At 53.3% G+C, this 17087-nt stretch carries 19 protein-coding genes; 15 read left to right on the forward strand and 4 right to left on the reverse strand.

The window, feature by feature from the left end; all coding sequences use genetic code 11:
• Positions 1-37: 37 nt before the first annotated feature.
• From M0R70_06125 to M0R70_06150, 6 genes are all read left to right on the forward strand, one after another.
• A complete protein-coding gene (locus tag M0R70_06125; GenBank protein MCK9418936.1) occupies positions 38-418 on the forward strand; it encodes a thioredoxin family protein in 381 nt (126 codons plus the stop codon).
• Positions 419-458: 40 nt separating this feature from the next.
• Positions 459-1148 (forward strand): cytochrome c biogenesis protein CcdA, encoded by a 690-nt coding sequence (locus M0R70_06130; GenBank protein ID MCK9418937.1) that lies wholly within the window; start codon positions 459-461, stop codon positions 1146-1148.
• Between the two features lie 636 nt (positions 1149-1784).
• Entirely contained in the window at positions 1785-1967 is a 183-nt protein-coding gene (locus M0R70_06135; protein MCK9418938.1) for a hypothetical protein, read from the forward strand.
• 203 nt (positions 1968-2170) lie between these two features.
• The gene (locus M0R70_06140) at positions 2171-2896 is read left to right on the forward strand and encodes an ABC transporter ATP-binding protein (GenBank protein ID MCK9418939.1); all 726 of its coding nucleotides are present in this window, start codon (positions 2171-2173) and stop codon (positions 2894-2896) included.
• The gene (locus M0R70_06145; GenBank protein ID MCK9418940.1) at positions 2889-3824 is read left to right on the forward strand and encodes a SufD family Fe-S cluster assembly protein; all 936 of its coding nucleotides are present in this window, start codon (positions 2889-2891) and stop codon (positions 3822-3824) included. The genes M0R70_06140 and M0R70_06145 overlap by 8 nt, the downstream gene beginning before the upstream one ends.
• A 243-nt stretch (positions 3825-4067) precedes the next feature.
• Positions 4068-4754 (forward strand): Crp/Fnr family transcriptional regulator, encoded by a 687-nt coding sequence (locus tag M0R70_06150; GenBank protein MCK9418941.1) that lies wholly within the window; start codon positions 4068-4070, stop codon positions 4752-4754.
• A gap of 236 nt (positions 4755-4990) precedes the next feature.
• On the opposite strand, the gene M0R70_06155 is transcribed toward M0R70_06150, so the two are convergent.
• On the reverse strand, positions 4991-5383 hold the full coding sequence (locus tag M0R70_06155) for a response regulator (protein ID MCK9418942.1): 393 nt from the start codon (positions 5381-5383) through the stop codon (positions 4991-4993).
• 361 nt (positions 5384-5744) lie between these two features.
• On the opposite strand from M0R70_06155, the gene M0R70_06160 reads away from it, so the two are divergent.
• Entirely contained in the window at positions 5745-7454 is a 1710-nt protein-coding gene (locus M0R70_06160) for a diguanylate cyclase (protein ID MCK9418943.1), read from the forward strand.
• 147 nt (positions 7455-7601) lie between these two features.
• Here M0R70_06160 and M0R70_06165 read toward each other — a convergent pair whose 3' ends face one another.
• The 3 genes from M0R70_06165 to fabF form a co-directional block, all read right to left on the reverse strand.
• Positions 7602-7898 carry a hypothetical protein gene (locus M0R70_06165; protein MCK9418944.1) on the reverse strand — a complete coding sequence of 99 codons (297 nt, stop codon included), beginning with the start codon at positions 7896-7898 and terminating at the stop codon, positions 7602-7604.
• Between the two features lie 81 nt (positions 7899-7979).
• Positions 7980-8879, reverse strand: coding sequence for a cytochrome C (locus M0R70_06170; protein MCK9418945.1), 900 nt, complete (start codon positions 8877-8879; stop codon positions 7980-7982).
• Positions 8880-9409: 530 nt separating this feature from the next.
• Entirely contained in the window at positions 9410-10648 is a 1239-nt protein-coding gene (fabF, locus tag M0R70_06175) for a beta-ketoacyl-ACP synthase II (GenBank protein MCK9418946.1), read from the reverse strand.
• 137 nt (positions 10649-10785) lie between these two features.
• Here fabF and M0R70_06180 point away from each other — a divergent pair, with 137 nt between their 5' ends.
• The 8 genes from M0R70_06180 (at position 10786) to M0R70_06215 (ending at position 17058) form a co-directional block, all read left to right on the forward strand.
• Positions 10786-11790: a DUF4912 domain-containing protein gene (locus M0R70_06180; protein MCK9418947.1), complete on the forward strand. Its 1005-nt coding sequence runs from the start codon at positions 10786-10788 to the stop codon at positions 11788-11790.
• 181 nt (positions 11791-11971) lie between these two features.
• On the forward strand, positions 11972-13552 hold the full coding sequence (locus tag M0R70_06185; protein ID MCK9418948.1) for a DUF1957 domain-containing protein: 1581 nt from the start codon (positions 11972-11974) through the stop codon (positions 13550-13552).
• Between the two features lie 243 nt (positions 13553-13795).
• Positions 13796-14146 (forward strand): hypothetical protein, encoded by a 351-nt coding sequence (locus M0R70_06190; protein ID MCK9418949.1) that lies wholly within the window; start codon positions 13796-13798, stop codon positions 14144-14146.
• A gap of 88 nt (positions 14147-14234) precedes the next feature.
• Positions 14235-14498, forward strand: a complete 264-nt coding sequence (locus M0R70_06195) for a toxin HicA (protein ID MCK9418950.1) — start codon at positions 14235-14237, stop codon at positions 14496-14498.
• Complete coding sequence (locus M0R70_06200) at positions 14479-14808, forward strand: type II toxin-antitoxin system HicB family antitoxin (protein ID MCK9418951.1); 330 nt, start codon at positions 14479-14481, stop codon at positions 14806-14808. The genes M0R70_06195 and M0R70_06200 overlap by 20 nt, the downstream gene beginning before the upstream one ends.
• A 211-nt stretch (positions 14809-15019) precedes the next feature.
• The gene (locus tag M0R70_06205) at positions 15020-15298 is read left to right on the forward strand and encodes a type II toxin-antitoxin system Phd/YefM family antitoxin (GenBank protein MCK9418952.1); all 279 of its coding nucleotides are present in this window, start codon (positions 15020-15022) and stop codon (positions 15296-15298) included.
• On the forward strand, positions 15280-15624 hold the full coding sequence (locus M0R70_06210) for a type II toxin-antitoxin system RelE/ParE family toxin (protein ID MCK9418953.1): 345 nt from the start codon (positions 15280-15282) through the stop codon (positions 15622-15624). Before M0R70_06205 ends, M0R70_06210 begins: the two co-directional genes overlap by 19 nt.
• 57 nt (positions 15625-15681) lie before the next feature.
• Positions 15682-17058 carry an FAD-binding protein gene (locus tag M0R70_06215; GenBank protein ID MCK9418954.1) on the forward strand — a complete coding sequence of 459 codons (1377 nt, stop codon included), beginning with the start codon at positions 15682-15684 and terminating at the stop codon, positions 17056-17058.
• Positions 17059-17087 lie beyond the last annotated feature (29 nt).

Below are 17087 nucleotides of genomic sequence, written 5' to 3' on the forward strand. Positions count from 1 at the left end.
GAAATGCCAAAAAAAAGGTAAGTAAATGGAGGACACCATGAAAAGCAGAATTGTATCGGTAGTTACGCTCGTGATCGTGATGGCAATAGCCGGGCTGTGCAGCGCAGATGTGGTTGAGGATACTTTGAACGGCGCGAAAAAACAGGGCAAGTTTGTGATGCTCGAAATAGGGTCCGTGGGATGCATTCCCTGCGATAAAATGAAGCCGGTCATGGAAAAGCTCAGGATGGATTATAAAGACAAGCTGGAGGTCCTGTTTATCGATGTCAAAAAGGACCGCGAGAACCCGCGACGTTTTGGCGTTACCATGATTCCGACGCAGGTATTTCTGGACAAGGAAGGGAAGGAATTTCACCGGCATATCGGCTATTACGCATTCGAAGAGATCGCGCCGGTGTTAAAGAAGGCGGGATTGTAAAGAATGGCGAAGAGGTGAATCGGTGAAGGGGTGAAGAAGAATGGAAGCCATGCTGAGCAACATTCAATCGATAGTACAAAACAATCATAGTATGGCTTATTTTGCCGTATTTATCGGCGGCCTTATCTCAGCGGCGAGCCCCTGTGTGCTTGCGGCTATCCCGCTGATCATCGGTTACGTTGGCGGCTATTCAGAAGGGAACAAGAAAAAGGCGGCACTCTACTCGCTGGTCTTCATCCTCGGCCTCTCTCTGACATTTACCCTGCTGGGCGCCGCCGCGTCAATGATGGGCGGGTTCCTCGGCTTCATGGGCAGGTGGCTTTATATCGGGCTCGCGATGATTGCTGTGATTATGGGCCTCCATCTTATGGGAGTTTTATCAGTCCCGCTCCCGTTTCAGAAAACGCGGCAGGTGAAGTCCCGTGGTCTCTGGGGCGCCTTTCTCCTCGGACTCCTGACCGGGACGGTCTCATCCCCCTGCGCCACTCCGGTTCTCGCAGTGATCCTCGCCTATGTCTCGACCCAGGGCGACATACTATACGGCGGGTCGCTTCTCTTTGCCTACGCCATCGGCCACTGCGCGCTCATATTCATCGCCGGTCTCTCCATCGGGCTGACGGAGAACATTGTGAGTTCGAAAGGGGTCAATAATTTCTCGCTGTACTCGAAACGGTTGAGCGGAGCGGTGCTCGTGATTGCGGGAGTGTATCTGGGTGTGACTTACTGGTAGAATAAAGATGTTTTATCCGTACCGGAGGGAGTCACTATGGTTCTTGAGTGCGGATATCCGCAGGCGCTAGTATCACTCAAACCGGGTGAGACCGTGGTCGCCTTGGGGAGAGGCGGCGGGTTCTAAAACACTGTGCGCTGGATAAGAAAAGGAGCGGCATATGAGTTTGATCATCGCGGACAATGTTACCAAGAATTATTGGATGGGCGAGGTAAGTGTTCGGGCACAAGCGTTATTAAATTCTTCAATGTTGGTCTTTCGTCGGGTTTACGGAGAGTATGGTGCGTTCGATTAAAAAGAGTTGTAAGGCTTATGGGGTATATATATCTATTTTCAGATGGGAGAAACCGGGAAACTACGTTCTATTTTTTAACGGTATACGTCATGATGTAATGGTTCGATAAAAAAAAGATTGCAATTATTAGAAAACAGTTGCGAATATTCGATTATAGAGGTAATATAAAAAATGTGATAATTAATATCCGGGTTTGATACTCAGGCAATGAAGGAGGAAGAATGGTAAATTTAACAGAAGGTGCTGTAAACAAATTCAAGGAAGTCGTTGAAAAGCAGGGAACTGCTGGAGACGGTGTACGAATATTCGTTGTACCGGGCGGCTGAAGCCCCTCATTGGCTATGGACATAGCCAAAGCTGCCCAGATGGGCGATAAGACCCTTGAGATGCAGGGCCTGAAGGTTTTCCTGGAAGAGCGGGCGCACGAAATGCTGATGAGCACGAACATCGATTTCCAGGAAGGTCAGGGCTTTGTGCTTACGGGCATGCAGCCGAGTTCCTGCGGTTCATCCTGCAGCTGTTGATCTGAACCTTATAAGATACTATAAGCCGCTGTCCTGGTTATTTGGACAGCGGCTTTTTTTGTGCATGGCTGTTCACGTTTATTCTGCCGACCCACACTTCCTCGATAAGTAACCCCATATTTTTGCTACAATAAAGACAGAAACCCATTCAGAACAGGAACGATCTGCTGTCAACAAGGTTCATCAAGGTAAATGGAACGGCTATGCCGCTACTCGAGGTCGATAACGTCGTTTATGGTGTCGGTCCGGACGGGACAAACCCCATTCTCTCAGGGCTGTCTCTCTCCATCGAACGGGGAGAGGTCCATGCGCTTCTCGGCACGAACGGCACGGGCAAGAGCACGCTCGCCTACCTCCTCATGGGTTGCGAGGGATACCGGCCGACATCAGGAGAGATCCGTTTCAACAGCCTGGTCGTGAATGATCTTCCGATCCACGAGCGCGCCCGGCTCGGCATTACCATGGCATGGCAGGAGCCGGTCCGGTTCGAGGGGATCACGGTCGGAGATTACCTCACCATGAAACTCCCGAAGACCGATCCCGAACCGTTCCTTGAGCTTGTCGGTCTTTCTCCGGATCTCTATGTGCACAGGATGGTCGATAAGTGCCTGAGCGGAGGTGAACGCAAGAGGATCGAACTCGCCTCGGTCCTCGCGTTGAACCCGAAGCTCGCGATCCTTGATGAGCCCGATTCGGGCATCGATATGCTGTCGATCCAGGACGTCATGAACGTGATCAAGGCCTTCAGAAACCGCGGGACCGCGGTATTGTTGATCACGCACCGCGAGGAGATCGCCGGCATCGCAGACCGGGCGTCCCAGTTATGCCACGGCAAGATCATCTGTTCCGGGAGCCCGGAAAAGGTAGCGGAGCATTATAAAACGCAGAAGTGTGTGACCTGCACGAAGGTGGAGTGCCACTATGTCTGAACTTGATGAGCTCATGAAGGCATTCGGCGAAGCAGGTGGGGACACGGGCGCGCTCGCGGACGCGGGGACGGCGCACCTTGCCGTGAGCAGTCATTCGATCCTGAGTTCCCGGATCGTTGAGGGCATCGATGTCGATGCCAAAGAGACCGGCAACGGCATCTCAGCACGTGTCCTCGTGCGAGAAGGAGTGAAGCTTCAGAGGCCGGTCCACCTCTGCTTCGGAGTACTCCACAAAAAAGGCACGCAGGAGATCAAGATGGATGTCACGCTCGAAAAGAACTCCTCGGCAACCTTCATAGCCCACTGTATCTTCCCGAATGCCGAGAAGGTCCTGCATATCATGGATGCTGTGGTGGACATCGGCGAGAACGCCGAGATGCGGTATTTCGAGACCCACTATCACGGCCCTCATGGCGGAATCGAGGTTGTGCCGAAGCTCGCGGTGAAGGTGCGCAAGAACGGCAGGTACTTCACGGACTTTACGCTCACCACGGGCAGGGTGGGCAAACTCGGGATCGATTACGCGGTCGAGGCCGGCGAGAACGCGGTGGTTGAGCTTGTGGCCCGCGTATTCGGCCATGCCGATGACAACATTGCAATTCAGGAAAAAGTCATGTTGAACGGAGACAACGCGAGAGGGCTCATCAAGGCCAGGGTCGCAATCGAGGACGATGCCATTGCCGAAGTCAGAGGCATTACCGAGGGCAATGCCGCAGGCGCCCGTGGTCACGTGGACTGCATGGAGATCGTGAAGGACAGGGCAGTGGCAAAAGCCTATCCGCTCGTGCAGGTGACCCATCCCCTGGCAAAAGTGACGCATGAGGCAGCGATCGGCAGCGTGGACAAGCGACAGATGGAAACACTCCTGGCTCACGGCCTTTCGCCTGAAGAGGCGGTGGATGTGATCGTGAAGGGGATATTGCGGTAACAGCCCCGCTGAAGGATTTGCACAAGAGCGCAGCGGAATTACCCGTCCTTCTTCAACCAACTGATCCTGAGAAAAAAACAAAGCGAGACAGGGATGATACGGTTACGTCGCAAATAGTGCAAAATATACTTGACAATGGCGCCAGTGAATCATTAAACTTGTCATAGAAGCTCCTGTTGACAGGGCAGGGGACAGCGTGCGAAGTACAATGCTGCAGTCCGAGCGTGGAAAGAAAGGTTCGCAGTGAAAGAAGAATCCAGGATAGAATTATTAAGGAAGATCGCCCTCTTTGCGTCAATGACCTCTGATGAACTTCATGAGATACGGGATAAGGTCGTTATCAAGAATTTTAAAAAAAACGAAATAATCCTGCACGAAGAACACACAAATGCGTTTATGTATATGATCCTTGACGGGGAGGCTAAGGTGGTCCAAACCACCGATGCCGGAAAAGAAATAATCTTCACGGTGCATCGGACGGGTGATTTTTTTGGCGAGCTTTCCCTGATAGACGGCAAAACCGCCCCCGCAGCCGTCTCTGCCACCAGGGATTCCACGACCGCCCTTATTTCGAAAAAGGATTTCTATGATCTCCTGCGCAGCCAGAATAAAGTGCTTGAAAACCTGCTTCAGATCCTCTGTGCAAGGCTGCGTGAGTCCATAAAAACAATACAGATGCTCAACTTCAATAACGCCGCCCAGCGCATCAAGATGCTGTTTCTCATGCTTGCCGAATCTCATGGTGAAAAAAGAGCTGACGGCACCGTCTTGAAAATCAAGCTTATTCACCAGGATATCGCCGACATGACCGGTCTGACCCGTGAGACCGTGACGCGGGTTCTCGACAAGTGGCAGAAGGGGGGGGAGATAAAAATCCAAAAAGACAAATTAATTCTGCTCACCCCTGAATTTGAGTCCATTCTATTCTGATAATAAGGCTGTATCTCTTCGAGTTGGTCCAACTCAGGATAACCGGGCAAATCAATAAGGATCTCATGAAAATACAGGAAGCAGGGCAAGTCTCATCTTCTGTTGTGCACGTCGCGAATGCAGAATAAACATGATGGGAAAAGGTCCTGAGGAAATCTCCGGTCCTTAACTGTTTTATGTCTATTCCAGGTTTTTTAACTTTTTTCTTGTTCCGCTGAATTGACCGGGTATCCGGACTATGGTGAGGAAGGGGATGAGCTTTTCTGTTGCAGGGAGTTGAAGATCATATCCAGAACGGTTTCCTGCTGGGCCTCGAATTTGTTGAGCACCGCCAGGCATCTGCCCATCGGAAACCGGTCGTGCAGATATTCAGCGTCGTGTCCGGAAAGAATGATGATCCTGTTCTTGCTTACTCCCGTGGAGACGGCGTAGGCCAGGATCTTGGAGCCATCCAGGCCCGGCATTTCCAGATCGACCAGCAGGAGATCGAGGTCATCGGTGATGGAGGTGAGGCACTTGATCGGATCATTACAGGTCAGGACCGTAAGGCCGGGATAACGCGTTTCCACGTATTCCTCGAGCAGCTTGAGAAATGCGGCATCATCATCGATCAGGAGGATTTTCCCCATATTCTGTTTGGTTTACCCCTTGTTATAGAAAACATTCAGCAACGTGCTTTGGACAAACAGCCCGCTCCAGCATCACGGTTGCGCTGAATCCGCAAACGCCTGACTTTTTCTCTAGTATAATAAAGAACTCAATGATCCGCAATCTCTTTTTGCATATATCCGCTTCTCAAAAAGCGCCCTTTGCAGGGGCTACTTTTTATGAGACCCTTATCGATTATCCTTTGCGCCATATGTGGTAACGATGAGAAGGCCGCTATTGGATTGCTTCGGCGTCGACCATCTGATATAATCATATATATATCGAGAAGCTCTTTGGCCGGGCAGTGCTTTTCAAGGGCCGAGCGTCGCGAAGAAAGACGCGATGGATGCTAATACGACGGTAAATATCGTTACGAGCCTGGTTGTTTTGTGCGGAGCTTTTCTCATGCTTTCCGCCATTCTCGCCGGGCAGAAGATGAAGCGCCTCATTCCGGATGAACTTCTGGGAAGATGGCGCTTCATGTCAATGCTCATGCAGTTCTTCCTCGCCGGGTATCTCCTGTTCTTCATCATTCTCGTCAGCAACTTCTCCTTCCCCACGGAACTGATCACCGCCCCTGTGTTCCTCGGCGGTGCGATCTTCGTTCTCATTGTCATCAAGCTTACGCGGGATACGATCAAGAAAGTCAGGCAGGCCGAGGAAAATCTCCGGTTATTCAACGAGTCGCTGGAGCGGCGGGTCAGCGACCGGACCCGGGACCTCTTTCTGCTTGGCGAGTCTCTGGAGCGGCGGGTCAGCGACCGGACCCGGGACCTCGACCAGTTGCGCGCATTTCTTCAGACCGTGCTTGACGGCCTGCATGAAGAAGTTATGATTATCGATGCGGACACATTCAAAATTGTAAGGGCCAATGCCGCATTTCTGGCCAGGCACGGAGTGCAGGGAGATGCGGTCATCGGCAAAACATGCCACGAGATAACGCATAACCGGCAGGATCTATGCACGACGCCCGAATATATCTGTCCGCTCCTCGAAACGGTTAAAACCGGCGGACATGCGACGGTCGAACATGTTCACTATGACGCAAGCGGAAATAAACGGTACGTCGAGGTGTCGTCATCGCCCATCCGGGATGCGAACGGACACATAGCACGGATCGTTCATGAGACGCGGGATATTACCGAGCGGAGGACAGCTGAAGAGGCTGTGCGGGAAAGCGAGGAACGATACCGGCGGCTGATCGAGCTTTCACCGGACGGCATTTCCGTGTACGTTGAGGGCAAATTCGAATTCGTCAATCCAGCCGGGATGAGGCTGCTCGGGGCAACCCATGCGGACCAACTGATCGGCATGTCCGTACTGGATGTCGTACATCCGGATTACGCGGAAATCGAGAAAGCGCGAATGCAACAGCTTGAAAACAGCGCGGACAGGGTTTCGTGGACCGAGGAAAAGTATGTACGGCTTGACGGCTCAGTGATCGATGTGGAGGTCGCCGGCGTTCGTTTCTCCTACCAGGGGAAACCGGCGATGCAGGCGATCTTCCGTGACATCACCGAGCGGAAACTGGCGGCGCAGCGGATCGAGCATCTCGCATTGCATGACCCGCTTACGGGGCTGCCCAACCGCATGCTGTTCTTTGACCGCCTTAAACAGGTCCTGGCTGTGGCAAAACGAAACCGGAATATCTTTGCGCTTCTCTACATCGACGTGGATGACTTCAAATTCGTTAATGATACGTACGGGCACGAGGCAGGTGACCGGCTGCTCCAGGAGGTGTCAAAAAGGCTGGTATCCGGTATGCGGGAATCAGACCCGATCGCGCGTATGGGCGGCGATGAATTTGTCGGCATCTGTCGCATGATCACGACACCCGAGGAAGCGGAGATCGTGGCACGCAAGATCATTGCAATCCAGTCTGAGCCGTTCGACCTGAAGGGGCACCGTCGATCGATCGGGGTGAGCATCGGCATCAGCCTCTATCCCCTGGACGGAGAAGACGCGGAGACGCTTCTGAACAGGGCAGACGAGGCCATGTATCGCGTCAAGAAAGACAGCAAGGGCCGCTACCTGCGCTACAGCAAACAGTGAAGCAAGGTTCTCCCTGGCGGACCTCGTGCGTCGAACCAGAGAACGCGGTATTTCCCGGGAGATAAGACAAAAAAATGCCGGCGGGAGATCGAATCCCGCCGGCATTTTGCGTTATCAACTGATCATTGGTGGTTGCAAAGCGGTTCCTTACACACCGCCTTTTTCGATGCTCACTTTTTTCGTTACTGACTGCCAGGTGAAGGTGTCAGCATCCTTGACGCCGAACGGCATATATAAGAGTTCCACCGTAACGGTCATATCGTAATCAAGGATCGTTGTTACGCTTTTCCCGTCTTGTTTCGTGAATTCCGCCGGGAAGGGTATCTCGAACGTTTCATTCACGGGACGGTTGGGCGGCAACGTTGTATCGCGGAGCATGCCGCTCTTTTCATAGGGTCCGCGGCCCATCTTGTCGCCGCGGCCGAGCTGCTGGGGAATGGGCATGTAGACTTTTGACTGCTTGTACAATTCTTTACCTTTACTGTCTTTAGCGGTCACTTCCAGGACCAGCCGGTTGGGGGTTGGTCAGCCATCCGGGATGGAGTGACCGGCACGGTTGATCATCTCAACCTTCACAAGCGCCTGGGGCACCATCTTTGCCCCGTCGCGCCACTGCATGCCGCGGGTCTCAACCTTGAAGTCCACTGCCGCCTTGCCCATGCCGGGATCGCGATAGCTCTGCATATTGTGGCCGAGCTTGCTCTTCTTCATGTGGCATTCCTGGCACTTTTCCTGTCCACCATCGGCAGTGTAGGCCCAGAGATAGCTTCCGTACAGCGTGGCGCACTGTGACGGTTCTTCGAGCTCAAAATTCGGCCCGAGTCCGTGGCACTGACCACAGAGAATGGACTCATCCATGATCTTGCTTTCTTTCATCTTGGGATGGGCCGGGTCTGCATGCTCGCCGTTCTTGGACCCGTATACCGTGTCTTTCGCCGGCGTCCCGTCGGCCCATTTGTGGGTGATCGCGTTCCGCTGATGGCAGATGAGACAGTTGATGTTCACCTTCGAGAGTTGCTCGATTGCCTTCTCTCTCGCTTCATCGGTCGCTTTCGGGTCCGCGTATACGTAGGAGTACTTCACGATCTCCTTGGCCACGTTGTCCGTTGCTTCCGCGAGCTGCGGAAGGTGACATTTGGCACAGAGCATGAGGTGTTTTACCTGGACATCTTCCGGTTTCTTCACACCGGAATGCTCCCAGCCGGTAAGGCCAACCTTCACCGTGGTCATGATCGTTGCAGCCGTCCTGCCGGTCCCGAAGATGGACCGTGAGTGGATAGATTTCGACCACTCCTTATAAATCTCTTCGTGACAGTCTTTGCAGCCGGATGAATCATACATCTTTGCGAGTTCGTCGATGCTGTTCGCTTTCTTTGCTTCTGCCGCATACGCATTCTGACCAGTCATCAGGAATGCACAGGGCATAGCGAGGAAGGCGAGTACTGCGATAACTCTGAAAACTTTCATGCATATACCTCCTTTATAGATTTTTTATTCCGATAGTGACGCACGAGACAAATGATGATAATAGACAGTCTAAGCCACCTGGTAACAACGCAGATCAAAACACTAATATAACAGATCCTATGAAACCCGTGGTCCCGGATCATTCGGTATCCACAGATGAACACGATAGAGATAAAAGATGCTTGATTTTAAAACCGCGGATCAGAATTTAAGCTGTGCGTTGCGAAGCAAGCCGGGTTACCTCCATTGGTGGGATTGTTCTTTCTTATAATCCTGAGCAACTAAACTACAAGCTTTTAATGTTCATGTAATATATTGATTATATCTTTAGAAGTCAAGTGCAATTTGCTGCAACTAATCGATAAGATAGATTAATCTGTGTATTAACTCTGCGAATAGTGATGCTTAAGCGATATTGTCACTGCCCGGATCCGTCGGATGAGTCATGAGTGCTCTGGCGGATATGTTGATTTTTCGGGTGGAGGAGCTTAGGACACGGCCGTGAGAACAAGCGCCCCATTGATCCCGCCGAAGCCGAGGGAGTTGGAGAGGGCGGATCTGATCGTCTGCCTTCTTGCTTTGTCCGGTACGAAGTCGAGATCGCAATCAGGATCAGGATGTTCAAGATTGATCGTCGGTGTGATGATGCCTTCTGCAAGGGAGAGGGCGGTGATGGCTGCTTCGACCGCGCCTGCGGCGCCGAGCATGTGTCCGAGCATGGATTTTGACGAGCTTATTGCGATCGTTCCCGCGTATTCGCCGAAGGCTTTTTTAATGGCGACCGTTTCCATCCGATCATTCGATACCGTCGCGGTGCCATGGGCATTGATATAATCGATTTTATCCGGTCTCATTCCCGCATCCGAAAGAGCGAGGTTCATGGCGCGGGCCGGGCCGTCGCCCTCAGCATCCGGCCGTGTGTAGTGATACGCATCGGATGACAGGCCGTATCCCGCGAGTTCCGCGTAAATTCTCGCGCCCCGTTTTTCCGCGTGTCTCATTTCTTCCAGAACGAGCACTCCGGCGCCCTCGGAAAGAACAAATCCGTCCCGGTGGTTATCAAAGGGTCTGCTCGCCTTCTCCGGCGCGCTGTTCCGAAGCGATACCGCTTTCGCCTGGCAGAAACCCGCGAGGATGAGCGGTGTGATCGCGGCTTCCGTTCCACCCGCGAGCATGACGTCCGCATCGCCGCGCTGGATGATCTTCATGGCCTCGCCCAGTGAGTGCGTGCCCGTGGCGCAGGCGGTCGAGACATCGAGACACGGCCCTGTGGCGCCGAGCATCATCGAAATATATCCGGAAGCCATGTTCACGAGCGACATGGGCGTCGTAAAGGGGGACACGGCCTTCGTTCCCCGCTTCAGGAACGCGGCCATATTCCTCTCCAGTGTTGTCACACCGCCGCGGCCGGAACCGACCAGGACGCCGGTTCGGAGCAGGGAGTTCGGAGTAAATGAGAGGCGGGAATCCTCCACCGCCATCATGGCCGCCGCCACCGCGTACTGGATGAACGGGTCTGTCCGGTGCGCTTCTTTCGCAGTCATATACGCGAGCGGGTCGAACCCATCGAGTTCTCCGGCAATGCGGCAGGGGAAGGCGGAGGCGTCGAACCTGGTGATCGCGCGTACGCCCGAGAGGCCGCTCTTGAGCGCTTCCCAGGTGGTCTTCATATCATTGCCGAGGGGTGTTACCGCGCCCAGGCCGGTTATGACAACACGAGGTTTCATATCGCGCAGTATAAGATCTTTTTTCCATTTTGTCAAAAACATGAAACCAGATTCGGTTTGACAATGCGGTTTTTTGTGCTATAGTTTGAACGTAATTATCAGGGGAAGGCAATCACGTTTACGGAAAGGGGGTTGAGATGAAAAAATCAGACTTAACAGCAATGACTGTGGCTGAGCTCAAAGCCCTGGCCAAAAAGAAAAAAGTGTCACTGTCCGCAGGTGGTAAGAAGGCTGATATCATCAAAGCGCTCACTGCCGTTGTCGTGAAGCCCGCTGGAAAGCGAGCTGTTGCATCTTTAAAAAAGAAAGTCAGGAAAAAGGTTGTCGCCAAAAAAGTTATCGTCTCAGTAAAAAAATCAGTTGCGAAAAAAGCGGTTGTTGCAAAGCCGGCGAAAAAACTAGCAGTGAAGTCAAGAAAGAGCGCGACCAACCCGAAACGCGCGGCGAAGAAACGTCCGCAGGCCGGGAAAACATCGCCGAAGACCAGCCCGGTGCGCGAATGGAAGCTGCCTCCCGGCATTGAGGAACCGCTCCTGGCGCAGGAACGGGTGGCGGAGTCCAAGTATTATACCGGGCCGTTGCCGCAAACGGTGCCCGTGGTCTCCGGAGAACTGCCGCTGGGATACAACGAGGAGAGGATCTCTATTTTGTCGCGGGACCCGTTTGTGGCCTACGCATACTGGGAAGCGACGCCGGCGCGGATTGAACGGGAGAAGGCGTGGTTCGGCTGGGACAGCAAACTTTGTGTGAGGATCTACGATATCACGGGCGTGCAGTTCGACGGCCGGAACGCCACCGGGTTTTTCGACCAGGAGGTGGTGGACCGGATCGGGAGCTGGTATTTCGATATCGGCCGGCCGGCCCATTCCTTCTGCGCGGACATCGGGCTGCTCTCTCCGGGCGGACGGTTCCTGACGATCGCGCGGTCGAATTACATCACCATGCCGCGTGACGGCATTTCCGATGTGATCGACGAAGAGTGGATGCTCGTGGATGAGGAGTTCTGGAAGCTGTATGGCTATCCGGAAGGATTCCGGAAAGGCATCTCGTCGCCGGAAATGCAGGAAATGCTCAAACGGAGACGCGAGCTGGAGATCACCTCGCCGGGCCTGTTCTCCCGTGAGCGGGCAAAACGAAAGTAATATCCGGTGCCGGCTCTTTTGCCCGCACCGCGATGTATGAGAACACACATGCGTAAAGTCCATCCGTTCATGGATGGACTTTTATTTTGACTCGTTACGGAAGGCAGTGTGAATGATTCGAAAAAAGCGCGATCAGAAGAGATCCTCACATGAAAACAAGGTCAAGGACAACGGAGGAAGGATGGAAAAAGGTTATCTGGCGCTGGTGCTTCACAGCCATTTACCGTATGTGAGACACCCGGAGCATGACCAGTTCCTTGAAGAGGACTGGCTGTATGAGGCCATCACCGAGACCTATATTCCGCTTATCAATGTGTTCGACGATCTGCTGAACGATCGCATCGACTTTCGCATTACCATGAGCCTGACACCCACGCTTATCGCGATGCTCACCGACCCCCTGCTGCAACATCGATACGTACGTCATATCAGCAAGCTCATCGAACTCGCGGAGAACGAGATCGAGCGTACCAAGGACCAGCCGGAGTTCAACCCCCTCGCGCATATGTATCGGGACATGTTCGTCAATGCCCGCGCGGTGTTCGAGGAAAAATACGGCCGCAACCTGGTCACAGCGTTCAAAAAATTTCAGGACCTGGGCGTGCTGGAGATCATCACCTGCGCGGCCACGCACGGGTTCCTGCCGCTCATGCAGAACAGGAACGCGGTCCGCGCGCAGATCATGGTTGCGGTCGAACATTACAAAAAGCACCTCGGCAGGGCGCCGAGGGGGATCTGGCTGCCGGAGTGCGGCTACTACGAGGGACTTGACGAGGTCCTGCACGAAGCGGGCATCCGCTACTTCTTCACGGATTCGCACGGGGTGTTCCACGCATCGCCCCGACCGAAGTACGCGGTCTATGCGCCGATCTATACCCGCTCGGGTGTGGCTGCCTTCGGGAGGGACATTGAATCGTCAAAGCAGGTCTGGAGTTCCGTGGAGGGCTATCCGGGGGACTACAACTACCGGGATTTCTACCGTGACGTGGGTTTTGACCTTGACTATGAGTACGTCAGACCCTATCTGCATCCGGACGGCGTGCGCGTGAACCTGGGGATCAAGTATCACAAGATCACCGGCGCGTCGAATGACAAAGAACCCTATATCCCGCGCTGGGCGCTCGAGCGGGCCGCCGACCATGCGGGCAACTTCCTGTTCAACCGGGAGAAGCAGGTCGAATGGCTCGCCGGGGTGTTCCCCGGACGGAAGCCGATCATTGTCGCGCCCTACGACGCGGAGCTGTTCGGCCACTGGTGGTTCGAGGGACCGGACTGGATCAACTTCCTGATCCGCAAGACCGTGTGCGACCAGAAGACGGTGCGCCTCATCACTCCTTCCGAGTATCTGCAGGAGAACCCGAAGTGCCAGATCGCCACGCCGTCGCCGTCAAGCTGGGGCTACCGGGGATATGCCGAGGTGTGGCTGAACGGAGCGAACGACTGGATCTACCGGCATCTGCACAAGGCCGCTGACCGCATGGTGGAGCTGGCCCGGTCCTTTCCCCATGCCGACGGATTGCAGCAGCGGGCATTAAAACAGGCGGCACGGGAACTGCTGCTTGCCCAGAGCTCGGACTGGGCTTTTATCATGAAGACCGGCAGCCACGTAGAATATGCGGTCAAGAGAACGAAAGAACATTTGCTCAGGTTCGACAGGCTGTATCGCGATATTAAAGGAAACGCTCTTGACGAACGCTGGCTTGGCGAGATAGAGTACAGCGACAATCTGTTCCCCGATATCGATTATCGCGTATATGCGTAGCGCGAGCGATGGTCGAGGTCGATGAAGATTTTGAATAAAATGATAGGTTCTGGTTGCATTCCGTATCTGTTGACATGCCCTTAAAACACCTCTCGTTATCGTTGACATCGCCTTGAATCAGGCATATATTCGTCTTGAACATGGAAGCCGACGTGGCATAATCATTGCTAAAATAGATAACACCGCAAATCCGGGATTATATAGGGGGCTCGTGATCCCCTTGTTGAAACATGGGAGACATTTATGATGAATTTTTTGATGGTACTCCTTTTGATAGTCATATCACCTTCATTGGCACTCGCTAAAGATCCAGATTGCGCCGGAACTGAGCGTTGGCCAACGAAAATGGCATTTGTTCATTTGAAAAATGCGGGGATTACTGATAACAGCAAGGTAGATTTCACTAAAACATCAACCATCAGATTGGCATCGGAGAAGATTGGAGGAGCTCTTTATCGCCAAATACATCACGTTAAGTTCACTGAAAAATCTGGAAAGACGATTGAAGTTATAACTATCAACGATGCCTCGAATGAAGAGTGCTCAAGAAGTGATGTCGATGTGTTCGTGGTTTCCAGGCATATCGCACAATAAGCTTTTCCAACCTGTCTATCAACCCACGCTCCGAAGATGTCCGCAAAATAATTCTTGACAATGATACCAATAATGATACTATGGGAATATGAGTAAAATAGAAGACGTGCTCGCCCATATACGTCAGAATCCGCGGGATGTCCGATTCAATGATTTATGCAAAGTATGCGATCATTATTTTGGCGAACCTCGCCAAGGGGGGAGCAGTCATCGAATTTACAAAACCCCGTGGCAAGGCGATCCAAGGATAAACATTCAAAACCATAAAGGGAAAGCAAAAGCATATCAGGTTAAACAGGTGCTCTTGGCAATAGAAAGGCTGGAGGTGGATCATGTCCATGAAGAAAGATAGATTTACATATCGGGTAACATGGTCTGAAGACGACAACGAATATGTAGGGCTGTGCGCTGAATTTCCCAGCCTTAGTTGGCTGGCAAAAACGCCGGAATCCGCCTTGAAAGGCATTCGTAATGTGGTTGACGATGTCATGAGGGACATGCATAAAAAAGGTGAAGCCATACCCGAACCGATCTCGTCCCGTCATTTCAGCGGCAAATTCATGGTGCGGGTCCCCCCTCAGGTTCATCAAAAACTTGCCATACAGGCTGCTGAGTTCGGCGTCAGTCTTAATCGGCTTGCCAGTTCCAAATTAAGCCAATAGAAGCAGATTCCAACCAGCGGGTCGAGTCTGACGCGCAAAAGGCGCGCGTCTCACCCGCGCGTTAAATTTCGGAGTTCGGAGTGAAAGTCCATAGATACGGGCGGGCCTATTTCGGCCTGCCTTTTCTTTCTCTTTCCTATAATCAAGGGTTGCAATTTATTAGACCTTAATTTATACTATATTAAGACTTGACGACCGAAGGAGAATAACCATGAAATTAAGCGAAGCAGTGAAGCCCATAAGCTACTTTAAGACGCATGCTTCTGAAATTATCCGGGATATTGGCGAAACCCGAAGTCCTGTTTTTATCACCCTCAATGGGGAGGCAAAGGCGGTTATTCAGGGCATCAGCGAGTATGAGGACCTTCAGGAGAGTCTCGCTCTCCTCAAGATCCTCGCCCAGAGCAAAAAAAGCCTTGCGGGCGGGAGGTATAAACCTGTTCCGAGGGCTTTCAAGGATCTGCGGAAAAAATGGGCGGCATCAAAATGACAAAAGCATTCGCGGTTTATCTTCTCGAAGACGCGGAAAAAGACATAGATCATATTTACCTCTACGTCAAACGCAATGATTCCGAAGAGAAGGCTGAAAGGCTGTCTCAGAACATCGAACAGGTCATACTGAGTCTGCAAAGTGCTCCCTTGAGAGGACATTACCCTCCTGAATTGGAACGGCTTGACATACGTGAATATCGGGAGGTTTTTTTTAAGCCATACCGGATACTCTATGAGGCAGCTGAAGAATCTGTTTTTATCCATTGCGTGTTAGACGGTAGAAGGGAGCTGCGGGACATTCTGCAGCAGAGACTGATAAGATAATGCATCCGCCAGTGATGCAACATTGCGGGATTCACTCCGATTGGACAACCACCACTCATGCTTAAACCATCTGTTCTCAAAGAACTGAAGTCAATTGTCGGCCCCGCCAACTTCTCCACCTCACCTGAAGAGCTGGTCGTCTATTCCTATGATGCAACCCGGAAGGAAGCGCTCCCCTGGGTCGTGGTGCGCCCCAGGACTTCCCGGGAGATATCGGAGATACTCAGGCTGGCCAACCGGGAACGATTCCCGGTGGTGCCGCGCGGAGCGGGGACCGGCATGTCCGGAGGGTCCATACCGGTCCAGGGCGGCGTGGTGCTCTCGCTCGAGCGCATGAACCACATTCTCGAGATCGATGAACAGAATTTTATCGCCGTGGTCGAACCGGGCGTCATTACCGGCGATCTGCAGCGCGAGGTAGAATCGCGCGGTCTCTTTTATCCCCCGGACCCGGCAAGCCGCATGTTCTGCACCCTGGGCGGGAATGTGGCCGAATGCGCCGGCGGACTTCGCGCCGTGAAGTACGGCGTTACCAAGGACTATGTGCTCGGCCTTGAGGTTGTGCTGCCCACCGGCGAGATCATCACGACCGGCGCGCGCACGGCCAAGAGCGTGGCGGGATATGACCTCACGAAACTCATTGTCGGGTCCGAAGGCACGCTCGGCGTGGTTACCAGGATCACCGTGAGACTCCTGCGTTTGCCCGAGAGCGTGAGGACCCTGGCCGCTTTTTTCAACGAGATCCCTGTTGCCGCGAAAACGGCATCCGCGATCATGGCAAGCGGGGTCCTTCCCCGGGCGCTCGAGTTTGTGGATCAGACAGCGCTCAGGGCGGTCGAGGGCTACCTGAAAGAGGACCTGTCGCACGGCGCGGCCGCCATGCTGCTGGTGGAGGTGGACGGACCTGCTGAATCAACCTCACGGGACGCGGACCGGATCGCGGAGATCATGATGCAGAGCGGCGCCGCGCGCGTGGATCGGGCCGGGTCAGATGCGGAGCGGGAACAGCTCTGGAAGGCGCGGCGGGCGATCTCTCCGGCACTTTATACGATCAAGCCGAAAAAGTTGAACGAAGACATTGTGGTGCCGCGCAGCAGAATAGCCGAAAGCCTGCAGGGGATCGCGGCGATCGCGGAGCGGTACGGACTCCTGATCGTGAACTTCGGCCACGCCGGGGACGGCAATATTCATACGAATATCCTGTTCGACGAAGCGGACCTGCCGAAGGCGGAAGCCGCGGTAAAAGAGATCTTCGCGGCCACGCTGCGGCTTGGGGGGAGCATTACCGGCGAGCACGGGGTCGGCTTGTCAAAGGCCGCCTACCTGCCGATGGAACTGGGGTCTGAAGCAATCGCGGCGATGAAAAGGATCAAACATGCCCTTGACCCGAACAATATATTGAACCCGGGGAAGATCTTTCTTAATGCGGAGTGAGGATTGCGGAGTGCGGAATAAGATCGTGA

The sequence above is a fragment of the Nitrospirota bacterium genome, assembly GCA_023229435.1.
Taxonomy (GTDB): domain Bacteria; phylum Nitrospirota; class UBA9217; order UBA9217; family UBA9217; genus JALNZF01.

Bases quoted from the DNA above. Each gene is read 5' to 3' on its own strand.
- M0R70_06125 (MCK9418936.1), top strand. From the start codon at position 38: ATGAAAAGCAGAATTGTATCGGTAGTTACGCTCGTGATCGTGATGGCA.
- M0R70_06130 (MCK9418937.1), top strand. From the start codon at position 459: ATGGAAGCCATGCTGAGCAACATTCAATCGATAGTACAAAACAATCAT.
- M0R70_06135 (MCK9418938.1), top strand. From the start codon at position 1,785: ATGGACATAGCCAAAGCTGCCCAGATGGGCGATAAGACCCTTGAGATG.
- M0R70_06140 (MCK9418939.1), top strand. From the start codon at position 2,171: ATGCCGCTACTCGAGGTCGATAACGTCGTTTATGGTGTCGGTCCGGAC.
- M0R70_06145 (MCK9418940.1), top strand. From the start codon at position 2,889: ATGTCTGAACTTGATGAGCTCATGAAGGCATTCGGCGAAGCAGGTGGG.
- M0R70_06155 (MCK9418942.1), bottom strand. From the start codon at position 5,383: ATGGGGAAAATCCTCCTGATCGATGATGATGCCGCATTTCTCAAGCTG.
- M0R70_06160 (MCK9418943.1), top strand. From the start codon at position 5,745: ATGGATGCTAATACGACGGTAAATATCGTTACGAGCCTGGTTGTTTTG.
- M0R70_06165 (MCK9418944.1), bottom strand. From the start codon at position 7,898: ATGCCCATTCCCCAGCAGCTCGGCCGCGGCGACAAGATGGGCCGCGGA.
- M0R70_06170 (MCK9418945.1), bottom strand. From the start codon at position 8,879: ATGCCCTGTGCATTCCTGATGACTGGTCAGAATGCGTATGCGGCAGAA.
- fabF (MCK9418946.1), bottom strand. From the start codon at position 10,648: ATGAAACCTCGTGTTGTCATAACCGGCCTGGGCGCGGTAACACCCCTC.
- M0R70_06180 (MCK9418947.1), top strand. From the start codon at position 10,786: ATGAAAAAATCAGACTTAACAGCAATGACTGTGGCTGAGCTCAAAGCC.
- M0R70_06185 (MCK9418948.1), top strand. From the start codon at position 11,972: ATGGAAAAAGGTTATCTGGCGCTGGTGCTTCACAGCCATTTACCGTAT.
- M0R70_06190 (MCK9418949.1), top strand. From the start codon at position 13,796: ATGATGAATTTTTTGATGGTACTCCTTTTGATAGTCATATCACCTTCA.
- M0R70_06195 (MCK9418950.1), top strand. From the start codon at position 14,235: ATGAGTAAAATAGAAGACGTGCTCGCCCATATACGTCAGAATCCGCGG.
- M0R70_06200 (MCK9418951.1), top strand. From the start codon at position 14,479: ATGTCCATGAAGAAAGATAGATTTACATATCGGGTAACATGGTCTGAA.
- M0R70_06205 (MCK9418952.1), top strand. From the start codon at position 15,020: ATGAAATTAAGCGAAGCAGTGAAGCCCATAAGCTACTTTAAGACGCAT.
- M0R70_06210 (MCK9418953.1), top strand. From the start codon at position 15,280: ATGGGCGGCATCAAAATGACAAAAGCATTCGCGGTTTATCTTCTCGAA.
- M0R70_06215 (MCK9418954.1), top strand. From the start codon at position 15,682: ATGCTTAAACCATCTGTTCTCAAAGAACTGAAGTCAATTGTCGGCCCC.